This window comes from Myxococcus faecalis, assembly GCF_050039385.1.
GTDB classification, from domain to species: Bacteria; Myxococcota; Myxococcia; order Myxococcales; family Myxococcaceae; genus Myxococcus; species Myxococcus fulvus.
This window is the reverse complement of record NZ_CP144336.1, coordinates 5,142,325-5,164,431: the sequence shown is the minus strand read 5'-3', so window position 1 is coordinate 5,164,431 and position 22,107 is coordinate 5,142,325. Positions and strand designations below refer to the sequence as shown.

The window sequence follows — 22,107 nt, the reverse complement described above, 5'->3', positions numbered from 1 at the left end:
TGCCCCGCGTCACCGCGCCGTCACGGCGGGGGCGCGGGGCTTGGGCACCAGGAAGAGCAGCCGGCCCTTCTGCTTCATCATGCCGGCGGCGAGCTCCGCCTGGGAGCCTCGGCCCCAGAAGACATCCACGCGGCCCGCGCCCCGGATGGCGCCGCCCGTGTCCTGGTTGAAGACGAAGCGCGACAACGGCCGCCACTGCACCGAGCCGTCCGCCATCCGCACCGGATGGTCCGTGTGGATGAAGGCGAGGCCCCCCTTCGGGAACAGGCGCGCGTCGGTGGCGATGGAGCGCCCCGGCGTCACCTCGCGCCCCAGTGAGCCCACCGCCGCGCCCGGCAGGAAGCGGAAGAAGACATAGGACTCGTTGTAGTCGAGCACGCGCTCGCGCTCGCTCGGGTTCGCCGCGAGCCACGCGCGCAGGGCCTGCATGGACATCTGCTCGCGAGGGATGGCGCCTTCCTGGATGAGCAGCGCGCCGATGCTGCGGTACGGGCGGCCGTTCGACGCGGCGTAGCCCACGCGTCGCTCGGTGCCGTCGATGAGGCGCAGCGTGCCGCTGCCCTGCACCTCCATGAAGAACAGCGACACCGGGTCCTTCACCCACGCGAGCTCCAGCTTGCGCTCGCCCAGCTTCCCTCCGCGAATCTCGGCGCGGTTCCAGTAGGGGACGACGCGCCTGCCCTCGAGCCGGCCGAAGACGCGCTCGGAGGCGAAGCGCTCCGCGAAGGGCTCCAGCGGGACTTCGATGAGGTCGTCCGGCGCGGAGAGCACGGGGATACTGTACTCGGCCGTGGGCGCGAGGCTCGCCTCGATGACCGGCTCGTAATAGCCGGTGAAGAGCACCGTGCCGTCCTCGCCGCCCGCGGACTCCAGCAGCTCGAAGTCCTCCATCACCGCCTTGGACACGTCGAGCGAGGACATGCCGTCGGTCAGCCGCGCGCGCAGCCGCTCCAGCGCGGAGACCAGCTCGCCGGCCGTCACCTCGCGAGGCCCGTAGACGAAGCGGTGGTCCACGGGTCGGGTCCGCAGCCAGCTGAGGCTCTGGTCCAACGCCACGCGCAGCGACGCCGGGTCCGCGTCGTCCATGAGCGCCACGTTGGAGGCGAGCTCGGCGACCAGCGCATCTTGCGGACGCGTGACAGGGGGACGGGGCGCACGCGCGCACGCGGCGCAGACGAGCAGCAGGCACAGCAACCCAAGGCGACGAGAGGACCGGGTGGGCATCACCCCTCGTACCTACTCCAGCCCGTGCACGGGCGACACTTCCGGACAGCGCCGTGCCGGGAAGCCACGGGCCGCCGACGACACGTCCCAGCCCTCAGCGACGGGGGAGCCCTCGCGCCCGGACCCGCGCCATGCACCGGGCCCGCAAGCCGTCCACCCCGGCACGCAGGCGAGCAGCCCCTGGCGTCACCGCGCGAGCATCGCCCCCATCCTTTCCGCACACGTCGGGCGCGGCCATGCCGGCCATGCCCTCGGGAGGATTCATCGTGAACGCAAGGAAAGTGGCGAGGGTGCTCGGATGGGTGAGCATCGGACTGGGTTTGAGTGAGCTGGTGGCGCCCGGCGCGCTGGCCCGCTTCCTCGGCGTACGACGAGGCACCGGACTGCTGCGCGCCTATGGCCTGCGCGAAATCGCGGCGGGCGTCGGCATCCTGACCCGCGCCAATCCCACGCCGTGGGTCTGGGCACGCGTGGGAGGAGACCTGCTGGACCTCGCGAGCCTCGGCCCGGCGGTGAAGCACAGCCCTCGCAAGGAGAACGTCGCGGGCGCCGTCGCCTTCGTCCTCGGCGCCACCGCCGTGGATGCCTGGTGCGCCCGACGACTCAGCGCCTCGAACGTCTGACTCGAACGCCTCACCGCCCCGTGAGCCGCGCTCCGGGGCGGTGTCGTCTCCGCGTCCCGCGCCATCGCGACGCAGCTCCGCGTCGAGGTCCAGCACGGAGGTCCGCCGTCGTGCAGCGCCTCGCGCCCTGCGAACCTCATGCGCGGGCTCGACCTCTCTTCTTGCGGACCGGAGCCGTGAGTCGCCGTCCCAGGTGGGCGATGAGACTCCGACGACCGTCGTCTTTCCGGCAGGGGCTCCCTCCCCGGAGACAACGGCTCCTTGCCCGGGGAAGCGACGGCACTGCTGTCCCCCGGGCCCAGCATCGCGCTCGGGCGGCGCACCGACACGGCGCCGTGGTGGGTGAATCGGAACCTCCTCACACCCGGCAACGACCTGAATCCCGAAGTGCCCGCGTATGGAAGGATTGTCTCCCCTCCCCCGCGATGACACGCCTCGGCATCCTCTTCCTGCTGCTCCTGGGTGCCCTCCCGGCACGGGCCTCGTCTGCCGACGAGCCCTCGGCCCTCGTGGCTCCCACCCTCGCCCAGGACGCCCCCGCGCGCTTGCCCGAGGGCCAGGTCCTGGACGCGCCTGTCTCCGTGGAGCTGGAGCTGACCCTCGACGAGGCCGGCGAGGTCGTCGAGGCCCGCGTCGTTGGTGAGCCGCCGGTTGCGCTCGCCCGCGCCGCGCTGCACGCCGCGCCCCGCCTGCGCTTCCACCCCGCCACCTCGCAGGGCCAGCCCGTCGCCGTTCGCGTCCCCTTCGCCTACCGCTTCGAGCCCCCTCCCGTGGAGGACACCCGCGCGGTGCTCACCGGCCGCGTGCGCGCGAAGGGCAGCCGCAAGCCGCTCGCCGGCGCCATCATCCGCACCCACACGGCGACGGTCGAAGCCGACGCCCAGGGCCTGTTCCGACTGGAGCTCCCCCCCGGCGAGCACGCGCTGAAAGTCACCTCGCCGGGCCACCGCCTGCTGTACCTCACCGAGACGGTCGAGGCCCGACAGCGGCTGGAGGTGCTCTACACGCTGGAGCCCCTCGCGGTGAACCCCTACGAGACGGTGGTGCGTGCGGACCGGCCGCGCACCGAGGTCTCCCGCGTCACGCTGCACGAGCAGGAGCTGCGCGAGGTCCCCGGCACCATGGGCGACCCGTTCCGCGTGGTGATGCTGATGCCCGGCGTGACGACGCTCGCCTCCGGGCTCTCCTATCCCGTCGTCCGCGGCGTGCAGCCCGCCGCCAGCGCCTTCTTCGTCGACGGCGTGCGCGTGCCCTTCCTCTACCACCTCATGCTCGGCAACGCGGTGGTGTACCCGGACCTCGTCGAGTCCCTCGACTTCCAGGTCGGTGTCCCATCCGCGCGCTACGGCAGCCTGCTGGGCGGCGCGGTGGACGCGCACGTGAGCCGGCCTCGCGAAGAGGGCCTCCACGGCAGCGCGTACGCGGACCTCATCCAGGCCGGCGCCTTCCTGGAGGTGCCCATTTCCGAGACGGGCACCACCGTCGCCGCCGCCGCGCGCGTCAGCTACACGGGCCTGGTCATCACCCGCATCGTCAACGCCGTCAACGCGCCCTCCTCGTACACCGCCAGCGACGGCACCGTGTACCGCGACGCCGGCGAGCCCAAGGTCTACGCGGACTACTGGGACTATCAGGCCCGCGTGGAGCAGCGCGTGGGCCAAGGGCAGCTCCGCCTCCTCGCGCTGGGCACGTCGGACGCGGTGGGCCTCACCGCGCGCGAGCCGGAGACGGGCGACTCGGGCGGCGTCGGCCTGTTGTTCCATCGCCTGGACCTGCGGGGCCGTCACCCCCTCGCGGGAGGCGAGGCCGAGGTGGGCCTGACGCTCGGATATGACCGGCTCGGCCTCGCCTACAGCAAGGGCATCCGTCAGCCGGGCTCCTACGAACTGTCGCAGGGCAGCGTGGCCCTGCGCGCGGGCTACACGCGGGAGCTCTCGGCGGACCTGAAGCTGGAGCTCTTCAGCCACGCGGAGCGCCGCGAGGCGAGCATGCTGGCCATCGGCCGGTTCCGCCCCGTGGGCCCCTTCGACGGGAAGGACGCGTACTCGCGCCCCGGTATCCTGGGCACCTTCGCGGGCGTGGGCACGCAGCTGACGTACGCGCCCTCCGCGCGCTGGGTGCTGGTGCCGGGCCTGCGGCTCGACAGCTACCACGGCTTCGGAGACCGGACGCGGCTGGCGCTGGAGCCCCGGCTCGCCGTGCGGCACGCGCTCACGGAGAGCCTCACGCTGAAGGCCGGCGCGGGCCTGTATCACCAGCCCGCCACCGTGCTGCTGCCGGTGCCCGCGGGCGAGATGCTCGCGCTCGAACGCGGCCTCCAGCGCGCGGCGCAGTTCTCGCTCGGCGCGGAGTGGCGCCCCCTCAACGGCTGGGAGGTGACGGCCGAGGGCTACTTCAACCCGCTCCTGCGCACGCTGGAGTTCAACTTCGAGGACGTGCTGAGCAACCTGCGCCGCCGGGGCCTCGAGGCCGAGGACGTGGAGCGCCACGGCCACAGCTACGGCCTGGAGCTGATGGTGCGTCGTCCCCTGGGTCGCCGCTGGTTCGGCTGGCTCACGTATGGCTTCAACCAGAGCAAGCGCTTCGAGCGCTACGCGAAGGTGGGCCCGAATGGCGAGGAGCTCGGCATGGCCGAGGGCTATCTGCCCTACACCTTCGAGCAGGCGCACTCCATCAACGCCGCGCTCAGCTACCGCTTCGACTTCGTCACCCTGGGCGCGGTGGCGCACTTCAACACCGGCCGTCCGGAGACGGGCCAGTTCGGCTACCGCACCATGCGCGAGGGCGTGGGCGCGGACGGCGAGCCCGAGTGGAAGCCCGTGGGCCGGGGCGCGGTGGACCGGCTGCCCTCGTTCTTCCGGCTCGACTTCCGCGCCTCGCGCACCCTCGTCTTCGATTCGTTCCTGCTCGACGTGTACCTGGATGTCTTCAACGTCACCGCGCGCAGCGAGGTGCTCACGCGGGACTACGGCTACGAGGGTGAGGACGGCCAGCCCGTGCGCCTGAAGCGCAAGGACTTCGGCATCCCGGTGATTCTGCCCACGCTCGGCGCCAAGGGGACCTTCTGACATGCACCTGCGTCACGCCCTGCCCCTCGTCCTCCTCGCCTCCGGCTGCGCGCTGGAGCCGGAGACCCCCGTCTTCCTCTCCGGCACCGTGCTGGAGACCGACGGCACGCCCTGGCGCGGCGGCCCGCTCACGCTGATGCGCCCGCGCAAGCTCCCGAGCCCCAGGCCGCTCCCGGGCGAGCCTCCCACCGGCCAACCCACGCTGGCCTACGAGCCGTGGGCCCAGGTGACGCCGGACGCGGATGGCCTGTTCCTGCACGAGCTGTCCGCGCGAGACACCGGCGCGGACCTGCTGGAGCGCCCCTCCCCCTGGGCCGACGTCAAATCCTTCCAGCTCCACCTGCCCCCCGTGGACGGCGCGCGGGACTTCCTCGCCCTCCACTTCATGCTGGACGTGGACGTGCCCCCGCTGCGCCGTTGGGACAGCCGCGTCCAATCCCATCCAGACGGTGGAGGCGTGAGGCTGTCGTGGGTGGACGTGCCGGCGCTGGCGGACATCCCCCCGCATCTCTACGCGGTGCAGGCCCGCGGTGAGTGGGGCGTGGTGTGGACCCAGGACACGCGCTCCGGTGAGGCCTTCCTGGGACCGGAGATGCTGGAGGACTTCGCGCCGCCCTTCGCGTACGTGCAGGCCCGCGCGCGGGGACAGCGCTCGTGGATCCAGAGCTCGCTCGAATACACGGACGTGCACGAGGCGCCCCCGGTGCCGCTGCCCTTCACCGGCGTCGTCCCCGTCAGCCGGGGACAGCCCTGTGAGACGGACGCCGTGGTGGACCCGTGCCCCTTCACCGACGGGAAGCTCGAATCGAAGCGGGTGCCCATCTCGCGCTTCGGCTCACTGGAGGATGAGCTCGTCTTCCGGCTGCGCGAGCCCACCCGCCCGCGACGGGTGCTGATTCGGGGCCACACCGGCACGCGCCCCCAGGAGGTCTTCCACGTGGAGGGCTCGCTGGAGGGCGGAGCCTGGGTGGCGCTGGGCCAGAGCGCCCCGGCGCCGGAGCTGGGAGACGCGCCCTACACGGATGACGTCAACACGCAGTTCTCGTTCGAGCGGGACGTGGACATCCCCCTGGCCGGGGGCGCGCCGCTCGTGGACAAGGTGCGGGTGTACTCGCTCGGCACCGTCCCGGGGCTGCCCACGCCGTCCCGCGGCTACTTCACCCAGCTGCGCGAGGTGTCCGTCTTCTGAAGCCGAAGCGACACCCCGCGCGAGCGGGGCTCACGCGTAGGGGTTGTAGAACCGCGCGAAGGTGGCGCGCGCGAAGTCGCCGAAGGTCATCCCCGGCTGGAAGGCGCCCACGCGGACCTCGGCGGGGTCCGTGCCCTCGGGCGGCCGCAGGTGCTCCTCGTTGTCGGGCTGCATGAAGACGGCGAACGTGGAGCGGGAGATGTTGCGGCTCGCCGGGTGGGCCAGCGCCTGCACCGCGTGCGGCGTGGAGCGCAGCAGTCCCCCCGTCACGATTTGCGCGCTCTCGCCAATCTGGAACGCCAGACAGTCCTTGGGGATGACGACCTTGCGCTCCTCGCCGGAGCGCGTGCGCACATAGAGGCCCGCGTCCGGGTCCGGCACCGGGATGTCCTGGCGCGTGGGCTCCGGGGCGCCGGGCTCCGCGTCGAAGTACATGGCGGGGCACAGCGCCGTCAGCGAGCCGTGGTCGCTGTGCCAGCCGCACCACGAGTCGCGCGTGCGCGGCGTCGCGTCCTCGTTGATGGCGAAGTAGTAGAGCAGCCGCGCCTTGCACGCGCGCGACTCGCGGATGGTGCGCGTAAGGCTCGCGTCCGGGGACAGCCGCTCGCCCAGCTTCGCCTTCACGTAGCGGTCGCACTGCGCGGCCACCAACAGCCCCACGTCCACCATCTTCCGTCCCAGCGACTGGAAGGCGGGGCGCAGCGCGGGGAAGTCCGCGTCCGGCCACACGTTGGGCAGGTAGTTCTCCGGGTACTTCTCCACCAGCGCCGGCGCCACCGCGGGCGCGTCGTACTGGGGATTGTTGTAGTAGGAGCCCTTGAACTCGTCGAACTGGCCGGGCTTGAGGACCTCCTTGCCGTGGCTCCAGCCGAACGAGTAGCTGCTGCGCTCGTGGACGTAGCGGTCCTTCACCTCGTTGGGGAGCGCGGCGAAGCGGAAGCCCAGCGGCAACAGGCCCTGGCGCAGCTCCACCAGCCCCGGAATCCCCCGGACGATGAGCAGGCCGATGCCATCCGGGCCATACGCGCGGGCGATGTCCGCGGACAGGTCCGCGCCCTCCACCAGCTTCGCGTAATCGAGTACCACCACCGCGTCCTTCGCTGCCGCCACGTCGCTGCTCATCCCGAACGCCTCGTCTGTTCTCCCCGGGCCCCACCCCCCAAAGCCATCCGGAGGCCCACAGCATAGCGCAGCCGCCATGCCGTGGATTCCCCGTCCGTCAGGAGACGGGCCCCAGGCGCTTGAGCAGCGAGCCCAGGGTGTTGAAGTCGATGGGCTTCACCAGGTGCGCGTCGAAGCCCGCTTCCTTTGAGCGCAACCGGTCCGACTCCTGGCCGTAGCCCGTCACCGCCACCAGTTGGAGCCCGCCGTCGGGCCGCTGGGTGCGCAGGTGCTTCGCCAGCTCGTAGCCGTCCATCACGGGCAGGCCGATGTCGAGCAGCGCCAGCTCCGGGCGGAACGTGGGCGCCACCTGGAGCGCGCTGGGGCCGTCGTAGGTGACGCGCGTCTCGCAGCCCAGCATGTCCAGGGCCTCGGCCAGCACGTCCGCCGCGTCGCGGTTGTCGTCGACAATCAGCACCCGGTGAGGCATCGGGACCACCTCCCGCGGCGAGGCCGCCTCATCCGTGGCCACCGTCGCCGAGGCCTCCACTCCCGCCTCGAGCGCGGGCAGCCGCACCGTGAAGGTGCTGCCCTGGCCCCGCCCCTCGCTGTCCGCGTGGAGGGTGCCGCCGTGCTGGGCCGCCAGGCTCCGGGCGATGGCGAGCCCCAGGCCCAGGCCGCCCTGCGAGCGGTCCAGCTCCTGACGCTCCTGGAAGAAGAGGTCGAAGATGCGCGGCAGCATCTCCGCGCTGATGCCCGTGCCGTTGTCGCGCACCCGCACCACCAGCGCGTCCCCCTCGCGCGCGCCCTGGACGGTGATGCGTCCCCCGGGCTCGGTGTACTTCGCCGCGTTCGTGAGCAGGTTGGAGAACACCTGCGCCAGCCGCGTCGCGTCCGCGTCCAATGGCAGGCCCTGGCGCGCCACCTCCACCGTCAGGTGATGGCCGCGCTGCTCCAACAAGGGACTGGCCAGCTCGATGGACTTCGCCACCACCTCCGCCAGCTCCACGCGCTCGCGCCGCAGCACGACCTTGCCCCGCGTGACGCGGGACACGTCGAGCAGGTCATCCACCAGCCGCACCAGGTGGTGCACCTGCCGCTCGATGACGGTGCGCTCGCGCTCCACGGCCTCGCCGCCGCGCAGCCGGAGCAGTTGGAGCGCGGTGAGGATGGGGGCCAGCGGGTTTCTCAACTCGTGGCCGAGCATCGCCAGGAACTCGTCCTTCGCGCGGCTGGCGGACTCCGCCTCGCGCCGGGCGTTGGACAGGTCCGTCACGTCGAAGGCCACCACCACGATGGAGTCCACCTGACCGGCGTCATCCAGCATGGGCTGGTAGACCAGGTCGAAGAACCGCTCCTGCGGAGGCCCGCCCTCGCCGGAGATGATGGTCGCCCGCAGGGAGCGCCCGATGTACGGCTCGCCGGTGCGGTAGGCGTTGTCGAGCAGCTCGAAGATGCCCTGGCCGGCCAGCTCGGGGAGCGCCTGGGCGATGGGCACGCCCACCACGGACCGGTTGGCGATGAGCCGCAGGTAGCCCGCGTTGACGAACTCGTAGACGTGCTGGGGGCCGCGCAGGATGGCGATGCCCACGGGGGCGAACTGGAAGACGCGCGTGAGCATCCTCCCGTGCGCCTCCTGGATGGCCTGCAGGCGCGCCTTGGTCAGCTGCGTCTCCACGCGCGCCATCAGCTCGCGCGCGGAGAAGGGCTTCACCAGGTAGTCGTCGGCGCCGGCGCGCAGTCCCTCGATGCGGGCCTCCTCGCCCGCGCGCGCGGAGAGGATGGTGACGGGCACGTGGCGCGTGCGCTCATCGGCGTGCAGCTCGCGCAGGAGCCCGAAGCCATCCAGCCCCGGCATCATCACGTCCGTGAGCACCAGGTCGGGAGGACGCGCGCGCGCGGACTCGAGCGCCGCGAGACCATCCGCCACCGTCTCCACCTCCCAGTAACGGGACAGGAGGGACCTCAGGTACTCGCGCATGTCCGCGTTGTCGTCGGCCAGCAGGATGCGCGCGGAGCCGGGGCGCTTGTCCTCCGGAGGCACCTCGGTGCCCACCTCGAGCGACTCCACCTCCAGGCCCCCCGGCAGCCAGCGCAGCGCCTCGTTCACGAAGGGCGCGGCGCCCAGGGCGGTGGAGGCCCGCGTGTCGCGAGCGCCCAGGTGCTCCTGGGGCAGATGGGCGGTGCCCGCGGGGATGCGCAGGGTGAAGGTGGTGCCCTGGCCCTCGGTGCTCGCCACCGACAGCGAGCCGCCGTGCAGCCGGACCAGCTCGTGCACCAGCGCCAGGCCGATGCCGGAGCCCTCGTGCGTGCGCGCGCGGGCGCCCTGCACGCGGTGGAAGCGGTCGAAGATGCGCGGCAGCTCCTGCTCCGGGATGCCGATGCCCGTGTCGGAGACCTGGAGCTGGACCTGGCCGTCCACCCACCGCTGGGAGATGGCGATGCGGCCCTCGAAGGTGAACTTCAGCGCGTTGGAGAGCAGGTTGAGGACAATCTTCTCCCACATGTCCTGGTCGACGTGGATGGCCTCGGGCAGCGGGGCGCAGTCGATGTCGAAGCCCAGCCCCGCGCGCTCCAGCGCGGAGTGGAACGCGCTGGCCAGGCCCGCGGTGAGGGCGGCCAGGTCCACCGGCTCGTAGCGGGCCTGGATGCGGCCGGCCTCCAGGCGGGAGAAGTCGAGCAGCGAGTTGACCAGCTTCAAGAGGCGCTGCGCGTTGCGGTGGACGGTCTCCAGTCCCTCGCCGGACAGCGCGCGCGCCGACGACGCCAGCGCGTCCTCGGTGGGGCCGAGCATCAGCGTCAGCGGGGTGCGGAACTCGTGGCTGACGTTGTTGAAGAAGGCCGTCTTGGCGCGGTCGATGGCGGCCAGGGCCTCGGCGCGCTGGCGCTCCTCTTCGTATGCGCGCGCGTTGGCGATGGCCGTCACCACCGGGTCCGCGACCAGCCGGAAGAGGGCCAGGTAGCGCTCGTCCAGCAAGCGGGTGGGACTGACGCCGGCGACGAGGAACCCATACGGGTGCGACTGCCCCGAGCGCGCCAGCGGCAGCACCACGGCCCGCGAGAGCACCACCCCGCGAGGGCCACGGGGCAGCACACCGAAGCGCGCGCCCAGCTCCTCCACGAGCACCTCGCGGCCGGTGTGCGCGGCCTGCGCGAAGGGCCAGGTCTGGGGCGCGTCGGGCATCGGAGGGAAGGGACAGGACTCCGGCTTCGCGGGGCCCGAGTAGCCATCCAGCCCGCTGGAGCCCACGCAGCGCACCTGGGTGGCGTCGTCGTCGAGCAGGTACAGGAGGGTGAAGGGCAGGTCCTCGCCGTAGGCGGAGAAGATGCGCGCGGCCGTCTGGCAGGCCTCCTCGGCCGTCTTCGCGGAGGCGGAGCTGGTGGCCAGCTCGCCGAGCAGCTTGAGCTGGCGGTTGTCCTGGACCTGCTCGGTGGTCTCCTGGACGGTGACGAGCACACCGCCGACGCCGCCGCCCTCGTCGTAGACGGGGCTATACGAGAAGGTGTGGAACGTCTCCTCGACGAAGCCGCGGCTGTTGATGAAGAGCTGGAGGTGCTCGCTCCAGGTGGCGGGGCCGCCCTGGCGCACGCCCTCCGCCATGGGGCCGATGACGTCCCAGATCTCCTGCCAGATGACGGACGCCGGGGCGCCGAGCGAGGCGGGGTGTTTCATGCCCAGCACGGGGCGGTAGCCGTCGTTGTAGATTTGAAGGAGCTGAGGGCCCCACCACAGGAGCATGGGGAAGCGGTTGCCCAGCACGACGCCGACCATGGTGCGCAGGCTGGTGGGCCAGCCCTCGAGAGGGCCCAGCGGGGTCTGGGACCAGTCCTTGGAGCGGACCAGGTCCGCCATCTCGCCACCTCCGCCAAGGTGGCCTTCCAGGAATGCCGCGGCGCGCTTCGGGGGGGAGTCCTGCTCGGACATCAGTGCTCGGAGGAAAAATGGAAGTGGCCTGCGCTTCTAGTGTCACGTCCACAAGCGTGCAATCAGTGACGCTGGAATGCTCTGCTCCCCAACACTTCGCAGGTAAGTCGTCTTCCCTCCAGGCGAACGGGCTCGCCGGCGTGGTGTTCTCGGCGAGCCTGGATTCCGCGTCCCGGCCTCAGATGAAGTAGTCGGGGAACAGGTCCTCGCCGGGCACGGACTGATACTTGTCGAAGTTCGTCACGCCGTCGGCGCGCAGGACGTCCTCGTCGATGCAGAAGTTGCCCGTGAAGCTGCGGCTGGGCTTGGTGAGGATGGCGTACGCGGCGTCCGCCATGATGTCCGGCGTGCGGCTGCCCTTGATGGTGTCCTCGCCGCCCAACAGGTTCTGCACCGCCGCCGTCGCGATGACCGTGCGCGGCCAGAGGGCGTTGACCGCGATGCCGTCGTCACGCAGCTCCTCCGCCATGCCCAGCACGCACATGCTCATGCCGAACTTCGCCATCGTGTACGCCACGTGCGGCGCGAACCACCGCGCCTCCATGTTCAACGGCGGCGAGTTGTTCAGGATGTGCGGATTGCTCGAGCGCTTCAGATGCGGGATGCACGCCTTCGAGCACACGAACGTCCCACGCGTGTTGATGCTGTGCATCAGGTCATAGCGCTTCATCGGCGTGTCCACCGTGCCCGTCAGGTGGATGGCGCTCGCGTTGTTCACCAGCACGTCGATGCCGCCGAACGTCTCCACCGCCTTCGCCACCGCGGCCACGACCTGGTCCTCCTCACGGATGTCCACCGCGATGGGGAGCGCCCGACCGCCCGCCTTCTCGATCTCCTCCGCCGCCGTGAAGATGGTGCCCGGCAGCTTGGGGTGCGGCTCCGTCGTCTTCGCGGCGATGATGATGTTCGCCCCGTCCCGAGCCGCACGCAGCGCAATCGCCTTGCCGATGCCCCGGCTGGCCCCGGTGATGAACAGCGTCTTCCCCTTGAGTGTCGTCATGCGCGCGTCTCCGTGGGTGGCACGTAAGGTCTGCTTAAGAACTCCCTGGGTATAGCGATTCTCGAGCCCGAGGACACGGGCTGTTCGGGCCGGACCCATCGACCCCCAAAGAGGACTCGCGATGAGCAACCAGGACACCAAGACCCTCACCTCGGCCATCATGGGCCGCCGCAAGGTGCTGCGCGGCATGGGCCTGACGCTGGCGGCGATACCGCTGGTGCAGGTGCTCGCCTGCGGCCCCGAGGACTCACCCTCCTCCGGAGGCGACGCCGACTCGGGCTCCACCCCGGACGGAGGCACCGGCGCCACCGCCTGGGCCACCGGCGGCACCGCCGCCATGTCGGGCACCTACGCCGACCCCTTCACCGACGAGTCAGGCACCCCCTGCGCCCTCACCTGCGCGGCCACCCTGGGCCCCTGCTACGCACAGACCCTGGTCCGCAAGGACATCAGCGAGGGCCACGACGGCCTGCCCGTGCGGCTCGCCTTCCGCATCCTCGACGACCAGTGCCGCCCCATCCAGGGCGCCTCCGTCGACATCTGGCACGCCGCCCCGGAAGGGCTCTACTCCGGCGAGGACGCCAGCACCTTCTGCACCTCCGATGACCCGTCCGCCACCAGCGCCCGCTGGTTCCGCGGCGTGCAGGTCACGGACGCGGACGGCCGCTGCGACTTCGACACCTGCTTCCCCGGTTGGTACAGCAGCCGCACCGTCCACATCCACTTCACCGTGCGCCTCGGCGAGGCGGAGTACGTGACGTCACAGCTCTTCTTCGACGACGCGCTCAACGACGACATCATCAACCACCAGCCGCTCTACGACACGCGCGGCCCCCGCGACACGACCAACGCCAACGACAACGTGGTGTCCGCCGAGTCCGTGAACGACTACCTCTTCCAGACCGCGCGCCAGGACGACGGCGCCCTGCTCGCGTGGAAGACGCTCATCATCCGCTCCTCGCTCGACACCGCGCAGTGCCAGATTCCCGGAGGCAACGGTGGCGGCGGAGGCGGGCCGCCTCCCGGCGGCGACGGCGGCATGGGTCCGCCCCCGGGCTGGGATGGCGGCATGGGACCTCCACCGGGCCTGGACGGCGGCACCCCGTAACCACCTCGACGAGCGCGCGAGGCGTCAGCGCCTCCGCGCGCGCTCCAGCTCCTGCACCAGCAGCTCCGACACGCGGCGCACCCGGGGGATGTCCAGCGCCGACTTCGCGCAGATGAGATGCAGCTCGCTCTTCGCGTAGGGCCCCAGGTCGATGTCCAGCTCCACCAGGTTGCGCTCGCGCCGCGTGCTGAACCGGTGCGGGACGTGCCCGCACACCGTGGCGCCCACGCCCGCCTCCACCGCCGACAGCAGCACCAGGTAGTTGTCCGAGGTGAAGGCGGGCGAGAAGTTCGGGATGATGGACTCCAGTTGCGGATTGGGCGGCACGGCCTCGTACGGCGGCGCCCACGCCACCCACGGCAATTGCTGGAGCGTGGGGCGCCTGGGCAGCTTCTCCTTGAGCGCGCGCGAGACGAGCACCGCGTTGTGCACCTCCAGCGTGAACAGGCACGTGAGGTCCGCGTTGCGCGTGCACTGGGTGCGCAGCGCCAGGTCCGCCTCGCCGCGTCCCAGGTCCGCGTACTGGATGGTGGACTGCACCTCCAGCCGCAGCCCCGGGTGCTTGCCCGCCACGTGGCTCGCGAAGGGCGCCAGGAAGTCGAAGCTGAGGAAGGGGCTCGCCGTCACGCGCACCAGGCCCCTGGGTGACGAGTCGCTCGACTCCGCCGCGCGCTGCAGCTCCCCGGCCCACTCCGCCATCTTCCGCGCCGGCATCACCAGCCGCTCACCCGCCGCCGTCAGCGCCGCGCCCTCCACGCCGCGCCGGAACAGCTTGGCGCCCACCGCGTACTCCAGCGCCGCCAGCCTCCGGCTCACCGTGGGCTGACCCACGCGCAGCCGCTTCGCCGCCGCGCTGAAGCTGCCCGTCTCCGCGATGGCCAGGAACAGCCGCGCGTCCTCCCAGGAGATATCCATGAATGCATGGCTTCATACCAGAATCGCCATTTTCCATGCAGGAGCGCATCGCTACCTTGGCCCCCATGAAGAACGCCAAGCGCATCCTCCTCGTCGCCGTCGCCGTCCTGTTCGTCGCGGCAACCACCCTGGTCCTCGTGGGCGCCGCGACCACCTCGCATCCCCACCAGCGCTCGACGCTCGGCGCGGCGCGGCCCTCGGCGGAGCTGCTCGCGCTCCTGAGCGAGCCCGGCCCGGTGGAGCTGGAGTCCATCGCCTCGGCGGACTGGGCCGTGGACCGCGGCGGCCTCGTCAACCTGGGCCACCCCACCGCGAAGTCCGCGGGCCTGGTCGACGGCGACGAGCCCATCCAGGTCTTCTTCCACGCGCTGCGCCACCCGACGAAGGGGCTCTACATCGTCGACACCGGCGTGGAGAACGCGCTGCGTGACGCGCCCGAGCAGGCGGCCCTGCGCGGCCTGCTCGCCGACGCCATGAAGGTGAAGGAGAAGATGCAGGTGAAGCAGCCGCTGGGCGCGTGGCTCGCGAAGCAGCCCGGGCCGCTCTCGGGCGTGTTCCTCACGCACCTGCACCTGGACCACCTCACCGGCATGGCCGACGTGCCCGCGGGCACGCCCGTCTACGCAGGGCCGGGCGAGACGACGACGCGCGCGTTCCTCAACGTCCTGACCCAGTCCATCGCGGACCGCGCGCTGTCGGGCAAGGCCGCCGTGTCCGAGTGGACGTACACGCCCGACACGGAAGGCCCCTTCGACGGCGCGGTAGACATCTTCGGCGACGGCTCCGTGTGGGCGCTCTGGGTGCCGGGCCACACGCCGGGCAGCACCGCGTACCTGGTGCGCTCCACGAAGGGCCCCGTGCTGCTGGTGGGCGACGCCAGCCACACCCGCTGGGGCTGGGAGCACGACGTGGAGCCGGGCACCTTCACCGCCGACGCGGCGCGCGGCCGCCAGAGCTTCGAGAAGCTGCGCGCCTTCGCCCAGGCACACCCCGAGGTGGCGGTGCGCCTGGGTCACCAGCACTGACGCCTACGGCACGTCGAGCGCGTGCTGCTTGAAGAAGTCCCACATGAGCGTCGTGGCGTCGGGACCGGCGGGGTCCGCGAACGGATAGCGTGAATCCCCTCCGGGCCAGGCGTGGTCCATGCCGCGGACCTCCAGCTTCTGTCCCACGAGCTCACCGCCGTAGACGTAGTTCTTCACCGTGTAGTCGCGGCCCCCGGCGGCGCGGAAGGTGGCGGTGCTCGTGGGCGTGCCGCGGACGCTGTCGTTGGCCACGCCGTCGTCGCCGTAGTCGCTGGTCTGCAGGAACTGCTTCATCGCCTGCTCGCCGTTGAGGGGGTTGACGACGCTGTCCTCGGTACCGTGCATGACCAGCACCGGCACCGTGCGTCGCGGCCGGCCCGAGCACGTCCACGCGTCCTTGCCCCGGTCATCCGGCGAGTAGATGCTGCCGAAGAGCATGGCGAAGGCGGTGCCGGACACCGTGGTGGCCGCCTTGTACATGGCGCCCGCGCCCACCATGCCCGCGGCGAACACGTCCGAGTAGCAGGCCATCAGCGTGCCCGTCAGCACGCCGCCCGCGGAGACGCCGCCCACGTACACGCGGCGCGCGTCGACCGAGTACTGCTGCTTCATCGCCTCCACCATGCCGACGATGAGCGCCGGCTCGCCCTTGCCGCGCTCCATGTTGGTGCCGAGCATGAAGTTCCAACACTGCGTGGCGTTCACGAACATCGCCTGGTTCGGATACAGGACGAGGAAGCCCTCCGCGTCCGCCTTCTCGTTGAGGCGCGTGAGGCCCGCGAACTGGTCCGGGTTCTGGAGACAGCCATGCAGCGCCACCAGGAGCGGCCTGGGCGTCCCGGGTTGATACCCGGTGGGCACCCAGAGCTGATAGCCCCGCGCGCCCGAGGAGCCCACGTGGATGCCATGCACCCACGAGCCGGCGTGGGCGGGGGCCCCCACGCCGAGCGTCACCACCACCGAGAGCAGCCACAGCGACCGCGAGAGTGCGCCACCACGTCGAAGCATCGACATCGTCCAGCCTCCTGTTTGGGGAGCTCGCTCAAGGCCCGGCGCGAACGCCAGGCGTGGCACCGGCGGCGGCGCCATCGACCTCGCGGAGGAAGACCTCCACCGCGTCACACAGCGCCTCGGGCTGGTCCAGCGGCGCGGCATGCCCGGAGTCCGCCAGCACCGTCAGGCGCGCGTCCGGCAGCAGCTCGACATACGCCTGCTTCGAGGCCAGGGGCGTGTAGTCGCGCTCGGAGTGCACCACCAGCACCGGGCAGGTGATGTCCTTCAAACGAGACATCACACTCCACCCCACGAGCCCGCGCGTGGCGCGCAGGTAGGCATCCGGCGCGTTGGCGGAGAACGCGGCGATGGCTCGCTGACGCAGCGACTCCTGCTCCGGCTTGGGGAACAGCTTGGGCGCCAGCACCCTGGCCAGCCCCGCGGGCCCGAGCAGCCGCAGCAAGGTCAGCCGCAGCGCGAACTCGAACTTGCGACGCAGCGTGCGGGCCACCAGCTCCGGCCCGCTGTTCACGATGACCAGGCTGCGCACCAGGTCCGGCCGGTCCACCGCCAGCTGGAAGCCCATCATCCCGCCCATCGACAGCCCCACCACATGGACCTTCTTCAGCCCCAGCGCATCGCACAGCGCCGCGACGTCGCGGGCGAACAGTGGCACTCCGTACGTCCCAGGGGGCTTCCCGCTCGTCCCATGCCCCCGTGCATCTGGCACCAGCAGTCGGTAATTCCCTGACAACCTCGGTGTCACCAGCTCCCAGTCCGCGCCCGAGGAGCCAAGGCCGTGAAGCAGCAAGACCGGAATGCCGTGCCCAGACTCTTCGTAGTGAAGAGACGAATCCGCGAGCTGAAGCGTGGACATCCAGAACTCCTGGCGCGAAATAACAGCAGTTCCCCACACCCTAGCTGAATGAACGTTCGTTCATCAACCACTGACATGAGCCCACCGACCCGCTCGCGGCTTCGCGCCCATCCGGCGAGCCTTCCACCTTCCGCTCCGTCGGACGGCACCCGTCGTCGCATCCTGGAAACCGCGCTCCAGCTCTTCGCCAGCCGCGGCTATCACGACACTTCCATCCGAGACCTGGCCAAGGTGCTGGAGCTGCAGCCGAGTGCGCTGTACGCGCACTTCTCCTCCAAGGAGCACGTGCTCGCGGAGCTGGTGCGCATCGGCCACGAGGCCCACCACGACGCGCTGCAGGCCGCGCTGAAGAGCTCCGGCCCGGAGCCGGCCGAGCAGGTACGGGCGCTGGTGCGAGCCCACACCCGGACCCACGCCCTGCACCCGCAGCTGGCGGTGGTGGTCAACGAGGAGCTGTATGCGTTGACGCCGGAGCTGGCCGAGCCCGCGGTGCTGCTGCGGGACAAGTCCGCCGCGCTGCTCGCGGAGGTCATCGAGCGGGGCGTGGCGCAGCGGAGCTTCTCTCCGCCGCATCCGCGCGTCGCGGCGGCGGCCATCTCCGCGATGGGCGTGCGGCTGCCCTACTGGTACGAGCCCGGGAGCGCGCTCGACGTGGACACGCTCGCGGACCTGCACGCGGAGCTGGCGCTGCGCATGCTGGGAGGCAGTGCGGCGTCGTGAGCTGAGCGCGGGGTGGTTCGCGGCCTCCACCCGTGAGCGCGCTGCCTGCATCGACCGCACGAACCGCGCACACGAAGAAGCCCGCCTGAATGAAGCCAGGCGGGCCGTGACTTCACTCCGACGCGCGTGACAGCACACCTCTCGCGCGGACACGGTTTCACTCCACCCGATGCGGCCTGGCTTGCCTCGAGCAGACCCGGTCGAACTCGCCGCTCCCATGGCTCACAGGTGAGGACGGCACGGGACGAGCTGTCCTTGCGAGCACAGCGCCGGGTCCGCATCCGCCAGACGGTCATGAGAAGCTTCACCTCCGCGCGTCGCGGAGCCACTCACGAAGTCGAGCCGGTCCAGTCGCCTCCGCACAGCCCTCGCGGATGCCCCAGACACACGGGACAGCCACCCACGGAGTCGACACAGCCCGGGCGCGACCCGCGAATCACTCACACCGAGGGACACCGGACGGCTTCCTTCAACAACAGGCAGCCCTGTCTGCACGGTGGCGATCGACACACCCGGACACGACGCACCGAGCGAAGCCGGCCAGGCCCAGCAGCCCTGCCTGCACGGTGGGGCGGTCGACACACCCAGACACGACGCACCGAGCGAAGCCGGACCGCGGCCCTTCAGTCCAGCAGGTGCGGGTTGCGCACGACGAGCAGCCCCGCCTGCACGGTGGCGGGATAGTCATTGAGGTGCCCCGCGGTGTGGAGCACCGTCGTGTCGCGGCTGCCCCCCTCGCTCAGGGCCTGGTCCACCTTGCGCTCCCCCTGGTTGTACGCGGCGAGCGCCAGCCGCCAGTCCTGGTAGCGCGCGTGCAGGTCCGACAGCAGCGTCGCCGCCGCCTGCGTCTCCCGCGCCACGTCGAGCCGCTCGTCCTTCGTCGCGCTCACCTCCAGCCCGTAGCGACGCGCCGTCTCCGGGATGAACATCCACACGCCCGCGCCACGCATCCCCGGAGCGAGTGAAGGCCGCCCATCCGTCTGCGGCATGTTCGTCACCGCGGACTCCACCACCGCCACCGCGAGCAGTCCCTCGGGCAGCCCCTTCGCCTTCAGCGTCGACGTCATCGCCGCGCGGTGCGTGCCCAGGTTCTCCAGCGCGCGCTTCATGAAGGCGCGGCCCTTCTCGGTGCCGATGAGCTTGTTGAGGTTCTCCACCACCTTGTCGTCCACGACGATGGACACATCCCCCTGGGGCTGACTCGTCCGGGCGAGCGCCTCCACCTCGGCGCGAGTCACCGTGCGCCCCTTCGCCGCGCCTTGCGCGAGCACGGCCACGGGGAGCAGCAACAGGGCCAGCGCGGCGAGCAGCGCGGGGACGGCGTGGGTGCGACGGGGACGCGGCTGGAACAGCATGTGGATTCTCCTCTGCGTGGGATGGGACATGCCGGTGGCACCGGCGGGAACGGGCTGGGCGCCCGGGAGTCGGAGCGCCGCCTGGAGCAGGCAGCGCGCATACGCATGGGCCTGTGCGCGTCCACTGGCGACCAGCGCCTCGTCACACGCCAATTCCTGGAGTGACGCGAGCCAGCGCGACAACACGTGCACCGCCGGATGCCAGAAGAACAACCCCGTCAACCACAGCCGCCCCAGCGCCAGGTGCGTGTCGCGCTGACGGTGGTGCTGCAGCTCGTGCAGCACGGTGAGCCGGAGCGCCTCCGGGTCCTCCAGCAGCGCCGCGGGCACCACCACCCACGCGGACGGACGCGAGCCCCAGCGGGGGAACCACGCCGAGAACGCGGGCGTCCCATCCTCGCCCAGCACCACCGCCACCCGCCGCACCGAGCGCACCCGAGGAAGCCGCTCCAGCCGTCGGAGCAATCCCTGGTGTCGCCAGAGCGCCCGCCCCAGGAAGAGCGCCACGCCCACGAGCCACGCGCCGGACAATCCCATCCACACCCCGACGGGCACGGCGGTCGCCTGCGACGCCGCGGGAGCCGCGTTGCCCACCGCGCTCGCCGTCCACACCGCCGACGGGAGCCGCTGCGCCTGCCGCGCCACGGAGCGCTCGAAGTCGAACAGCGGCCCCGCGGGAGACAGCGCCCGCGCGCCCATCACCAGGAGCGGCAGCGCGAGCGCGAGCAGCAGCGCCCCTCGCCCCACCTTCAGCGCCTGCCGCGCCGACAGCGCCCACCCCAGCCGCGCGAGCACCGCCATCGCGCCCCAGGCCAGGAGCAGCGCCACCGGCAGCACCAGCGCCACCGCGAGATACAGCGACACCAGCGCGCTCATGGCTTGCCACCCTTCGCCTTGAGCAGCTTGCGGATCTGCTCCACCTCGTCGGGCGCCAGCGGCACCGCCTCCACCAGCCGCGCCACCAGCGCGGAGGGCGTCCCGTCGAACACGGTGTCCACCAGGTGGCGCAGGCTCTGCGCCTCGTACGTCTCGCGCGGCAGCGTGGCCGAGTACAGGTGCCCCCGCCCCTGCTTGCGGCTCACGACGACACCCTTCTGCTCCAGGATGCGCAGCACCGTGGACACGGACGTGTACGCCAACGCGCGCTCCGGCGGCAGCGCGGCCAGCACGTCCGCCACGCTCACCTCGCCCTGCTTCCACACGATGTGCATCAGCTCGAGCTCCACCGGCGTCAACGGCCGGGGCGCCTCGGGCTCGGGTTGTCTGGCCATGGAGGTCCTCCGTGGCCAGCAAACTACTAAGACATTAGTTCTTCGTCAACTAAGCCCTTAGTTCGAACCGCCGCGCCGCTTCCGGGTGGCTCGCTTCACCAGGGACAGGAGCTCCCGCAGGCGCGGGTCCTCCACGGGCTCCACCAGGTCCACGGTGTGTCGCCGTGTCCCCTCCTCGACGGTGAGGGTGTAGCGACGCCGGTCCGCGCCTTGTGCGCCCGCGCCGCCCACCACGCGGGGCAGCGCCTGGAAGCGCGTGTCGCGCAGCCCCTCCTCCAGCGCCCGGGCCTCCTCGGCGGGGAGCGCGTCCAGCTCCACGCTCCTCGGACGGGCGAGCCCGGGGAAGGCCCCAAGCCCGCCCTCCTGCGAGAGTGTGATGCGTGTCGACATGGCTCAGGCTCCAGCGGGCTGCGAGCCCTGGCTCCACTGCGACACCGACACCCTGTCGCGGGTGACGCGCAGGCCCACCTCCTCCCAGGCTTCCTTCACCGCCTCCTCCACCTCGCCCGGGCCGTACAGCCGCGTGGCGGCGATGACGGTGATGCGCGCGAAGTCGGAGAAGTTCGTGTCCGGCAGGATACGAGGGTCTCGCATCGCCTCGTACCAGACGCGGCCCGCCCGCTCCCACGCCTGGCCTCCCAGCCGCAGCGCCGCCAGCACGAAGGCGCGGTTGGGGATGCCGGAGTTGATGTGCACCCCGCCGTTGTCCTCCCACGTGTTGACGTAGTCGCGCATGTGTCCGGGCTGCGGGTCCTTGCCCAGCACGTCATCGTCGAAGGCGGTGCCCGGCTCCTTCATCGAGCGCAGCGCCCTGCCCTCCACGGCCTCGCCGAGCAGCCCGTCGCCGATGAGCCAGTCGGCCTGGTCCGCCGTCTGGCCGAGCTTCCACTGCTTCACCAGCGAGCCGAAGACATCCGACATGGACTCGTTGAGCGCGCCCGCCTGCCGGAAGTACCACAGCGGCCCCTCGTCCTCCGTCACGCCGTGCGACAGCTCGTGCGCGATGATGTCCAGGCAGACGGTGAACCGGTTGAACAGCTCGCCGTCACCGTCGCCGAACACCATGCGCCGGCCGTCCCAGAAGGCGTTGTCGTAGTCGCGCCCGTAATGGACATACGCCTGCAACGGCATCCCATCCCCGTCGATGGAGTTGCGCGCCAGCACCTCCCAGAAGAAGTCATACGTGGCGCCCAGGCCGTCATAGGCCTCGTCCGCCGCGAGGTCCCCGCATGGCGCCTGCCCCTCCGAGCGCACCAGCGTCCCGGGGAAGGCCTCCTCGCCCTTCAGGTCGTGGATGCTCCGCTGCCGCTGGGACTCCACCATCATCGCCGGCACCCGTCGGAGCGACGGCGTCGCGGCGGCCAGCCGTCCCCCGGCGAAGCGCAGCGCCCGGAACGTGCTGTCCGTCGCCACCGTGCGCAGCGCCTTCACGCGCTGCTGGGGCGTGCCGTTCTCCGCGATGGAGCGCAGCAGATACGGCGGCAGGATGCAGTGGATGGAATGAACGTGTCGTCGTGCTCCGCGCGTCCTCATCGGTGTCCCCCCTCGTGGGCTTTCCAGCCGTCAAGGTAGGGACACCGCCCGGGCTCCGGAGCCCGGGTTACACGGGCTCGCACGAGGGGCCGGGGACACACGGGGCGCCACGCCGCGTGCCCGTCAGGAGGGAGTCTGGCGCACCCCTCGGCCTCCCACGGGGTGCACCCGACTCCAGCG

At 71.3% G+C, this 22,107-nt stretch carries 17 protein-coding genes; 6 read left to right on the top strand and 11 right to left on the bottom strand.

The annotated features are described in order from the left end of the window. Positions 1–9: 9 nt before the first annotated feature. Positions 10–1,224: a murein transglycosylase A gene (mltA, locus tag VZQ01_RS20700; RefSeq protein WP_426748763.1), complete on the bottom strand. Its 1,215-nt coding sequence runs from the start codon at positions 1,222–1,224 to the stop codon at positions 10–12. 266 nt (positions 1,225–1,490) lie between these two features. Between mltA and VZQ01_RS20695 the strand changes: the two genes are divergently transcribed. From VZQ01_RS20695 to VZQ01_RS20685, 3 genes are all read left to right on the top strand, one after another. After that, the gene (locus tag VZQ01_RS20695; protein ID WP_267698761.1) at positions 1,491–1,847 is read left to right on the top strand and encodes a hypothetical protein; all 357 of its coding nucleotides are present in this window, start codon (positions 1,491–1,493) and stop codon (positions 1,845–1,847) included. A gap of 509 nt (positions 1,848–2,356) precedes the next feature. Continuing rightward, positions 2,357–4,915 carry a TonB-dependent receptor domain-containing protein gene (locus VZQ01_RS20690; protein ID WP_426748762.1) on the top strand — a complete coding sequence of 853 codons (2,559 nt, stop codon included), beginning with the start codon at positions 2,357–2,359 and terminating at the stop codon, positions 4,913–4,915. Between the two features lies 1 nt (position 4,916). After that, on the top strand, positions 4,917–6,104 hold the full coding sequence (locus VZQ01_RS20685) for a hypothetical protein (protein WP_426748761.1): 1,188 nt from the start codon (positions 4,917–4,919) through the stop codon (positions 6,102–6,104). A gap of 30 nt (positions 6,105–6,134) precedes the next feature. Here the strand turns inward: VZQ01_RS20685 and VZQ01_RS20680 are convergent, their stop codons facing one another. The 3 genes from VZQ01_RS20680 to VZQ01_RS20670 form a co-directional block, all read right to left on the bottom strand. Next, positions 6,135–7,226: an isopenicillin N synthase family oxygenase gene (locus VZQ01_RS20680; RefSeq protein WP_223750820.1), complete on the bottom strand. Its 1,092-nt coding sequence runs from the start codon at positions 7,224–7,226 to the stop codon at positions 6,135–6,137. Positions 7,227–7,323: 97 nt separating this feature from the next. Beyond that, complete coding sequence (locus tag VZQ01_RS20675) at positions 7,324–11,058, bottom strand: ATP-binding protein (RefSeq protein WP_426748760.1); 3,735 nt, start codon at positions 11,056–11,058, stop codon at positions 7,324–7,326. Positions 11,059–11,308: 250 nt separating this feature from the next. Then, positions 11,309–12,130 (bottom strand): SDR family oxidoreductase, encoded by an 822-nt coding sequence (locus VZQ01_RS20670; RefSeq protein ID WP_141327381.1) that lies wholly within the window; start codon positions 12,128–12,130, stop codon positions 11,309–11,311. Between the two features lie 121 nt (positions 12,131–12,251). On the opposite strand from VZQ01_RS20670, the gene VZQ01_RS20665 reads away from it, so the two are divergent. Beyond that, a complete protein-coding gene (locus tag VZQ01_RS20665) occupies positions 12,252–13,238 on the top strand; it encodes a dioxygenase family protein (protein ID WP_426748759.1) in 987 nt (328 codons plus the stop codon). A 24-nt stretch (positions 13,239–13,262) separates the two neighbouring features. On the opposite strand, the gene VZQ01_RS20660 is transcribed toward VZQ01_RS20665, so the two are convergent. After that, complete coding sequence (locus tag VZQ01_RS20660; protein ID WP_426748758.1) at positions 13,263–14,153, bottom strand: LysR family transcriptional regulator; 891 nt, start codon at positions 14,151–14,153, stop codon at positions 13,263–13,265. A 65-nt stretch (positions 14,154–14,218) separates the two neighbouring features. Here VZQ01_RS20660 and VZQ01_RS20655 point away from each other — a divergent pair, with 65 nt between their 5' ends. Then, positions 14,219–15,178 carry an MBL fold metallo-hydrolase gene (locus VZQ01_RS20655; protein WP_408891796.1) on the top strand — a complete coding sequence of 320 codons (960 nt, stop codon included), beginning with the start codon at positions 14,219–14,221 and terminating at the stop codon, positions 15,176–15,178. A gap of 3 nt (positions 15,179–15,181) precedes the next feature. Here the strand turns inward: VZQ01_RS20655 and VZQ01_RS20650 are convergent, their stop codons facing one another. After that, a complete protein-coding gene (locus tag VZQ01_RS20650) occupies positions 15,182–16,192 on the bottom strand; it encodes an extracellular catalytic domain type 1 short-chain-length polyhydroxyalkanoate depolymerase (RefSeq protein WP_223785801.1) in 1,011 nt (336 codons plus the stop codon). A 28-nt stretch (positions 16,193–16,220) separates the two neighbouring features. Then, complete coding sequence (locus tag VZQ01_RS20645) at positions 16,221–17,048, bottom strand: alpha/beta fold hydrolase (protein WP_426748757.1); 828 nt, start codon at positions 17,046–17,048, stop codon at positions 16,221–16,223. A gap of 75 nt (positions 17,049–17,123) precedes the next feature. On the opposite strand from VZQ01_RS20645, the gene VZQ01_RS20640 reads away from it, so the two are divergent. Continuing rightward, positions 17,124–17,768, top strand: coding sequence for a TetR/AcrR family transcriptional regulator (locus VZQ01_RS20640; protein ID WP_223750813.1), 645 nt, complete (start codon positions 17,124–17,126; stop codon positions 17,766–17,768). A 623-nt stretch (positions 17,769–18,391) separates the two neighbouring features. On the opposite strand, the gene VZQ01_RS20635 is transcribed toward VZQ01_RS20640, so the two are convergent. The 4 genes from VZQ01_RS20635 to VZQ01_RS20620 are packed head-to-tail and all read right to left on the bottom strand — an operon-like array spanning position 18,392 to position 21,927. Beyond that, the gene (locus tag VZQ01_RS20635) at positions 18,392–19,999 is read right to left on the bottom strand and encodes a M56 family metallopeptidase (RefSeq protein WP_426748756.1); all 1,608 of its coding nucleotides are present in this window, start codon (positions 19,997–19,999) and stop codon (positions 18,392–18,394) included. After that, positions 19,996–20,394 carry a BlaI/MecI/CopY family transcriptional regulator gene (locus tag VZQ01_RS20630; protein ID WP_163865909.1) on the bottom strand — a complete coding sequence of 133 codons (399 nt, stop codon included), beginning with the start codon at positions 20,392–20,394 and terminating at the stop codon, positions 19,996–19,998. Before VZQ01_RS20630 ends, VZQ01_RS20635 begins: the two co-directional genes overlap by 4 nt. Before the next feature lie 57 nt (positions 20,395–20,451). Beyond that, positions 20,452–20,784 carry a protealysin inhibitor emfourin gene (locus VZQ01_RS20625; protein ID WP_141327369.1) on the bottom strand — a complete coding sequence of 111 codons (333 nt, stop codon included), beginning with the start codon at positions 20,782–20,784 and terminating at the stop codon, positions 20,452–20,454. Positions 20,785–20,787: 3 nt separating this feature from the next. Further along, positions 20,788–21,927: a M4 family metallopeptidase gene (locus VZQ01_RS20620; RefSeq protein ID WP_426748755.1), complete on the bottom strand. Its 1,140-nt coding sequence runs from the start codon at positions 21,925–21,927 to the stop codon at positions 20,788–20,790. Positions 21,928–22,107: the final 180 nt, after the last annotated feature.